A 6,960-nucleotide genomic window follows, 5' to 3' on the forward strand; every position below is an offset into this window, starting at 1 on the left:
ATCGTCCGCCCACGCAGAGGCAGGATCCTGACCACTCTACGGTCATCGGTCCTGCCGCGATGTCATCCCTTGCCGGCCATACCTGCGCYGGCCTCACCGCCTTCCTTTGCTGGAACGCGCGCGCGCCGGCGCCCTCGCGGGCGGCGATAGTGCCGTTCGTGTTCCTCGCGGTGTGTCCGGACCTGGACTATCTGGGGATCTGGCTGCTCGGCTATGGCGCCAACCCGCGTCTCACCCACAGCCTGTTGTTCGCATTGATCGCGGCGGTGGCCGCGAACCGGATGGCGAATGCCGTTGGCGTCCAACTGGCGCTGCCGTGGCTGCTGGCGGCCAGCGCCCCGCACCCACTGCTGGATCTGCTGGTGGGCGCGCATCCGGTGCCGCTGTTCTGGCCACTGCAGGCTGGGGTGTCCCTGCCGGGTGTGCTGCCCAGTGCCGGCGCGCTGAAGTTCGACAACGTCTATCTGTGGCGCAACCTGCTGATCGAACTGGGGGTGTTGCTGCCGGTGTTTGCCGCGCTGGTTGTGATGGCGCGCGGTGCGGCGTTGCGCCGATGGCATACCTGGGCGCTGTGCGTTGCGCCGGTCTGGGCCGCGTTTGTCGCCTGGTCGATCAGCCTGCCGCGTTGACGCCTGCGTGGCGCTGCAAGCCGTAATGGCCGACGGGTCGGCCGGGCCTGCTCAACGTGCGTGGCCACTGTCGTCGTCCGCGCCGTGCCCGGCGCCCATCCCGCCACCGCCCATCCCACCCATGCCACCACCGCCGCCGCCCCCACCAGCTTTGCCGCCGGCCTTGTCGCCGTCCCCCTTGCCCTTTGTACCGGCGCTGGGACGGGCCGGCCCCTGCTGCGGGATGGCCACGCTGGCCGGGATCGGCGCCAGGTCGAGCGCGGCGCGGATGAAGTCGCGCAGCGACACCACCAGTTCAGCGGTCTGCACCGGGCGACCCTGCGCCAGTTCGGTGGCCGCGCGCGCGGCCAGCCGCACCTGGTCATCGGTGCCGAGCAGGATGATGTCCGACAGTGCGGCTTCCACCGCGTCGCGGATGCGCCGCGCGCGATCGCTGCCGGCGTCGACGCCGTCGGGCAATGACAGCGCATCGTCCGGCGCGGCGCGGTGCAGGTCGCGCAGATGCCGTGGGTCGACATGCAGCGTACCGGTGAACGACCCGCCCAGCACCTTGTAGGCGGCGATCAGGGTGCGCAGGCGCTCGTTGATCTGCCGGTTCTCGCGCTCGCGCCGCTGCTGCAGGGTCTGCATCACCAGCAGCCGGATGCCGACGCCGATCAGGGTGATCACCGCCAACCCCACCAGGGTGGAAAGCATGGCCTGCCAGGAACTGAAATCTAGACCGCGCATGGCGTCTCCCTTGTCGAGGGGCAACCCTAGCAGGGCGCGTGGACAGACTACGTCGACAGAGGTCGTTCGCCCGCGGCGGTGAGGCTCACCGTACCGGCACTGCGCGACACCGGCGCCCTCACCCGCACTTGGAATACCCGCAGTTCAAACACGTCGCACATCCATCCAGGATCACCAGCGCCTGGGCGTTGCACTTGTGGCACATGCTGGCGCTCGGCGGGAAGCTCGTACCATCGCCGGTGACGGCCAAGTCTTCCTCGTGGTCGGCGGTACTGTCCGGGCCGTGCTGCTCGTACTGGCGGCGTTTTTCTGCGATCAGCGCGCGTTGCGCCGGGCTCAGCTCGGGGTCGTGCAGCAGGCCGATCGACTTGAGGTGCGCTTCGATGATGCTGCCCAGCTCGGCCACCAACGAGGGCATGTAGACGCCGCCGGCCTTGTAGTAGCCACCGCGCGRGTCGAACACGGCCTTCATTTCTTCGACCAGGAACGTCACGTCGCCGCCCTTGCGGAACACCGCGGACATGATCCGGGTCAGCGCGACGATCCACTGGAAATGCTCCATCGACTTGGAGTTGATGAACACTTCGAACGGGCGCCGCAGCTCATGCTCGGTGCCGGGGTTGAGCACGATGTCGTTGATGGTCACGTAGAAGGCGTGCTCCACCAGCGGGGATTTGATCTTGTAGGTATTGCCGATCAACACGTCGGGGCGCTCGATGCGCTCGTGCATCTGCACGATGTTGTCGGAGGGTGCCAGGGCCGGGGCGGTGGCGAGGGCGGGCGCTGCACTGGCAGCGGCCTGGCGCGTCTTCTCCTCGGGGGTGAGCACGGCGTAGCCCTTGATCTTCTGGTCGATCCTGACAGCCATGGTGCGGTTCCTCGTGCGCCTGCAGGGAGTACCCGTCTGCGACCGCGTCACGGCACCTGCCCGGAGGCAGGCGCCGTGCTTACCGACTTACTTGCGGCCGCGCTTGGCCGGGGCCTTGCGGGCCACGGTCTTGGCAGCGCTGGCGCGCTTGGCCGGAGCAGCCTTGCGGGCTACGGTCTTCTTGGCCACGGCCTTCTTGGCGGTCGCGGTCTTCTTGGCCACAGCCTTCTTGGCCACGGCGACCTTCTTGCCGACGGTCTTGCGGGCAACGGCGGTCTTCTTGCCGACCACCTTCTTGGCCGCGGTGGTCTTCTTGCCAACGACCTTCTTGGCCGCTGCGGTCTTCTTGGTCACGGCCTTCTTGGCGGTGGCGACCTTCTTGCCGACCACTTTCTTGGCGGCGGCGGTCTTCTTGCCGACGACCTTCTTGGCCACGGCCGACTTCTTGGCGACCGTCTTCTTGGCCACGGCGACCTTCTTGCCGACGGCCTTCTTGGCGACGGCGGTCTTCTTGCCAGCCACCTTCTTGGCGGTCGCGGTCTTCTTGGCGACAGTCTTCTTGGCCACGGCAACCTTCTTGCCGACGACCTTCTTGGCGGCGGCGGTCTTCTTGGTCACGGCCTTCTTGGCGGTGGCGACCTTCTTGCCGGCAACCTTCTTGGCGGCCTTGGTGGTCTTGGTCACGGCMTTCTCGGCGGCGGCCTTCTTCTTGGCAACCTGCTTCTTCAGCGAGGCAGCTTCGGCCTTGGCGTTGCTCTTGGCCGCTTCCAGCTTCTTCTTGGCGCTGGCCAGGGTCTTGCCGACCGACTTGGCCGCCTTGTCAGCCTTCTTGGCGACGGTCTTCTCGGCCTTCTGCACGGCCTTCTTGACCTTGGCAACCTGGGTGGTGGCAGCCTTGCGTGCGCGCTTGACGGTCTTCTTCACCGAGGCAACCGCATCTTCAGTGGTGGTGGCGATGGTCTCGCCCACTTTGCCAGCCACTTCCTTCACTTCGTCGACGCCCTGGGTCAGGGTCGCGGTCACACCATTGCCGTTGCTCATGATTGCCTCCTATAGGGGCTGGTTAGTCAAATCGCTGGCGATGCTATACCGGCGCGGTCCATCGTGGAACGGTCTTGTCGCAGCCCATGAGCCGCATCTGTGCTTGGCGGGCCGGCGATGCGTGCGCCCGGGCAACCGGGCATCGGCAGCAAACCCCTTTAAAACAGCTTCCGTACATGAATCAGAACTTGCCGTAGTAGCCCTCCTTGAGCGCGTCGAACAGATTGGCGGCGGTGTGCAATTGACCGTCGTACTCGATCTGTTCGTTGCCCTTTACCTCCACAACTGCGCCGTCTTCGAGCTCGAAACGGTAGGTGGTGTTCTCCAGATCGGCCTCCTTGACCAGCACGCCCTGGAACGCGGCCGGGTTGAAACGGAAGGTGGTGCAGCCCTTCAATCCCTGCGCGTGGGCGTAGCGGTAGATGTCCTTGAACTGCTCGTAGGGGTAGTCGGTGGGGACGTTGGCGGTCTTGGAGATCGAGCTGTCCACCCACTTCTGCGCGGCGGCCTGGACATCGACGTGGGCCTTGGGCGAAATGTCGTCGGCAGCGATGAAGTAGGCCGGCAGCCGGGCGTCCTGCGCTTCTGCAAACGGCATCGCGCGCGGGTTGACCCGGTGGCGGTAGGCCAGCAGTTCGTAGGAGAACACGTCCACCTTCGCCTTGCTGTTGCGGCCCTCGACGATCACGTTGCGGCTGTAGTGGTGGGCAAAGGACGGCTCGATACCGTTGGAGGCGTTGTTGGCCAGCGACAGGCTGATGGTGCCGGTGGGGGCGATCGAGCTGTGGTGGGTGAAGCGCGCGCCGACCTCGGCCAGTTCCGCCACCAGCGCCGGGGCGACCTCGGCGATGCGCTGCATGTAACGGCTGTAGCGCGCGTGCAGCACCCTGCCCTCCACCTGCTGGCCAACCCGCCAGCCGTCGTCGACCATCTCCGGGCGTTGGCGCAGCATCGCCGCGGTCACCTCGACGGTCTCCTGCATGATCGGCGCCGGCCCTTTTTCGCGGGCCAGCGCCAGCCCGGTTTCCCAGCCGGCGATGGCCATCTCGCGGGCCACGTCCTCGGTGAACGCGCACGAGGCCGGGTCGCCATAGGTCATCTGCAGCATCGCCAGGGTCGAGCCGAGGCCGAGGAAGCCCATTCCGTGCCGGCGCTTGCGCAGGATCTCCTGGCGCTGCTGTTCCAGCGGCAGGCCATTGACCTCGACCACGTTGTCGAGCATGCGGGTGAACACCCGCACCACCTCCTTGTATTGGTCCCAGTCGAAGCGGGCCTGCGCGGTGAACGGGTCGCGCACGAAGCGGGTGAGGTTGACCGAGCCGAGCAGGCAGGCGCCGTAGGGCGGCAGCGGCTGCTCCCCGCACGGGTTGGTCGCGCGGATGTCTTCGCACCACCAGGCGTTGTTCATCTCGTTGACCCGGTCGATGAGGATGAAACCGGGCTCGGCATAGTCGTAGGTGGACACCATGATCATGTCCCACAGGTGCCGCGCACGCAGCTGGCCATACACCCGGCAGGCGACCAGGCCATCCTCGCGCACCACGTACCCGCGATGGGTCGGCCACGACCGCCACTGCACCTGTGCCTGGTCGGCCAGGTCCTGGTCGGCCGCTTCGGCGCGGGTCAGCGGGAACAGCAGCGGCCAGTCGGCATCGTCTTCGATGGCCTGCATGAAGCCGTCGGTGATCAGCAGCGACAGGTTGAACTGGCGCAGCCGGCCGTCTTCGCGCTTGGCGCGGATGAACTCGCGCACGTCCGGATGCGACACATCGAAGGTACCCATCTGCGCACCGCGCCGCCCCCCGGCCGAGGACACGGTGAAACACATCTTGTCGAAGATATCCATGAAGGACATCGGCCCGGAGGTGTGCGCGCCGGCCCCGGCGACGAACGCCCCGCGCGGTCGCAACGTACTGAACTCATAGCCGATGCCGCAGCCGGCCTTGAGGGTGAGCCCGGCTTCGTGGACCTTCTGCAGGATGCCGTCCATCGAGTCTTCGATGGTGCCCGAGACGGTGCAGTTGATCGTGCTGGTGGCCGGCTTGTGCGCCTGCGCGCCGGCGTTGGAGATGATCCGCCCGGCCGGGATCGCGCCACGGCGCAGTGCCCAGGTGAAGCGCTCGTTCCAGTGCTGGCGCAGTTCGGCGGTGGTTTCCGCATCGGCCAGCGCGCGGGCCACGCGCAGGTAGGTGGCGTCGATGTCCGCATCCAGCGGTTCGCCCTGCCGGGTCTTGAGGCGGTATTTGCGGTCCCAGATATCCAGCGAGGCCGGCTGCAGCGGTACGCCGTCGGCATCGGCGCCTGCGTCGCGGATCTGGTCCAGGGGCAGCGTGCTCATCGCAGGGCAGGCTCCATCAGGCACGGGCCACGGCCTGATCGTTGACGGCGTGTCGTTGCCCCGGACAGCAAACCCAACCTCTTGGGGCAATCCTGCTCGGCGACGCAACATCTTGTGGCCGATGCCTGCCCAGCTTACCCCTGCCGAAGGCGCTGTCAACGCCGACCGAGGGCCGCAGCGCCTGGGACGGCGGGCGCGAATGGAGGCCGATTTCATTCGCGGTTTAGGCGCGGGCGGACACACTCATTCAGCTTGCTTTACCGTATGCATGTCTTTACCTCTTTCGATACGGAACCGCCGGACCATGCGACCGCTCCCGACTCTGCTCACGCTGGCCTTTGCCGCCGCCTTCGGTGGCTTCACCGCCACGGCCATCAACGCGCATCTGGACAACCGTGCCGAAGCGGCACCGGTGTCGCTCACCATTCCCGCCACGGCCGCACTGCCGGCAGCGGTCGCCGGGCAGACGGTGCCGTCGCTGGCACCGATGCTGGAGCGGGTGATGCCGGCGGTGGTGAGCGTCAACACCAAGCAGGTGGTGCGCGTGCGCAACCCGTTCTTCAACGATCCGATCCTGCGCCGGCTGTTCCCCGAAGTGCCGCAGGAACGCATCAACGAATCGCTGGGCTCGGGGGTGATCATCGACGCCAGCGCGGGTCTGGTGCTGACCAACCACCACGTCATCGACAACGCCGACGACGTGCAGGTGACGCTGGCCGACGGGCGCACGGTGAAGGCCGAGTTCCTCGGTTCGGACCGCGATACCGACATCGCACTGATCCGCATCCCCGCCGACAAGCTCACCGCGCTGCCGCTGGGCAACAGCGAACAGCTGCGCGTGGGCGACTTCGTGGTGGCCATCGGCAACCCGTTCGGCTTCAGCCAGACGGTGACCTCGGGCATCGTCTCGGCGGTGGGCCGCAGCGGCATCCGCGGGCTGGGCTACCAGAACTTCATCCAGACCGATGCGTCGATCAACCCGGGCAACTCCGGTGGCGCGCTGGTCAACCTGCAGGGCCAGCTGGTGGGCATCAATACGGCCAGCTTCAATCCGCAGGGCAGCATGGCCGGCAACATCGGCCTGGGCCTGGCCATTCCGTCCAACCTTGCCCGCGACGTGGTCGACCAGTTGGTCAAGCATGGCGTGGTGGTGCGCGGCACGCTCGGCGTGGAAGCGCAGAACCTCACCCAGCAGATCGCCCAGGGGCTGGGCCTGACCGAATCGCGTGGCGCGCTGGTGACGCGCGTGCTGGCCGGGTCCGGCGCCGCCGCGGCCGGGCTGCGGCCGGGCGATGTGGTGGTGAGCGCCAACGGCCAGCGCGTGRACAGCGCGCAGGCCCTGCACAACGTGGAAG

General features: G+C 67.1%; 6 protein-coding genes. 2 read left to right on the plus strand and 4 right to left on the minus strand.

Translation table 11 applies throughout. The annotated features are described in order from the left end of the window. Positions 1 to 59 precede the first annotated feature (59 nt). Positions 60 to 629: a metal-dependent hydrolase gene (locus ACXJKH_RS11825; RefSeq protein WP_457319581.1), complete on the plus strand. Its 570-nt coding sequence runs from the start codon at positions 60 to 62 to the stop codon at positions 627 to 629. Between the two features lie 51 nt (positions 630 to 680). On the opposite strand, the gene ACXJKH_RS11830 is transcribed toward ACXJKH_RS11825, so the two are convergent. The 4 genes from ACXJKH_RS11830 to ACXJKH_RS11845 all read right to left on the minus strand — a co-directional run bounded on the left by ACXJKH_RS11830 (position 681) and on the right by ACXJKH_RS11845 (position 5,605). Then, positions 681 to 1,358 (minus strand): hypothetical protein, encoded by a 678-nt coding sequence (locus ACXJKH_RS11830; protein WP_457319582.1) that lies wholly within the window; start codon positions 1,356 to 1,358, stop codon positions 681 to 683. A gap of 118 nt (positions 1,359 to 1,476) precedes the next feature. Further along, positions 1,477 to 2,226 (minus strand): TSCPD domain-containing protein, encoded by a 750-nt coding sequence (locus ACXJKH_RS11835; protein ID WP_457319583.1) that lies wholly within the window; start codon positions 2,224 to 2,226, stop codon positions 1,477 to 1,479. Positions 2,227 to 2,313: 87 nt separating this feature from the next. After that, complete coding sequence (locus ACXJKH_RS11840) at positions 2,314 to 3,267, minus strand: histone (protein WP_457319584.1); 954 nt, start codon at positions 3,265 to 3,267, stop codon at positions 2,314 to 2,316. Between the two features lie 181 nt (positions 3,268 to 3,448). Beyond that, positions 3,449 to 5,605 (minus strand): adenosylcobalamin-dependent ribonucleoside-diphosphate reductase, encoded by a 2,157-nt coding sequence (locus tag ACXJKH_RS11845; RefSeq protein ID WP_457319585.1) that lies wholly within the window; start codon positions 5,603 to 5,605, stop codon positions 3,449 to 3,451. A gap of 304 nt (positions 5,606 to 5,909) precedes the next feature. On the opposite strand from ACXJKH_RS11845, the gene ACXJKH_RS11850 reads away from it, so the two are divergent. Beyond that, the coding region (locus ACXJKH_RS11850; protein WP_457319586.1) for a trypsin-like peptidase domain-containing protein at positions 5,910 to 6,960 on the plus strand (1,051 nt) is incomplete at its 3' end.

The organism is Stenotrophomonas sp. P5_B8, from assembly GCF_054049855.1.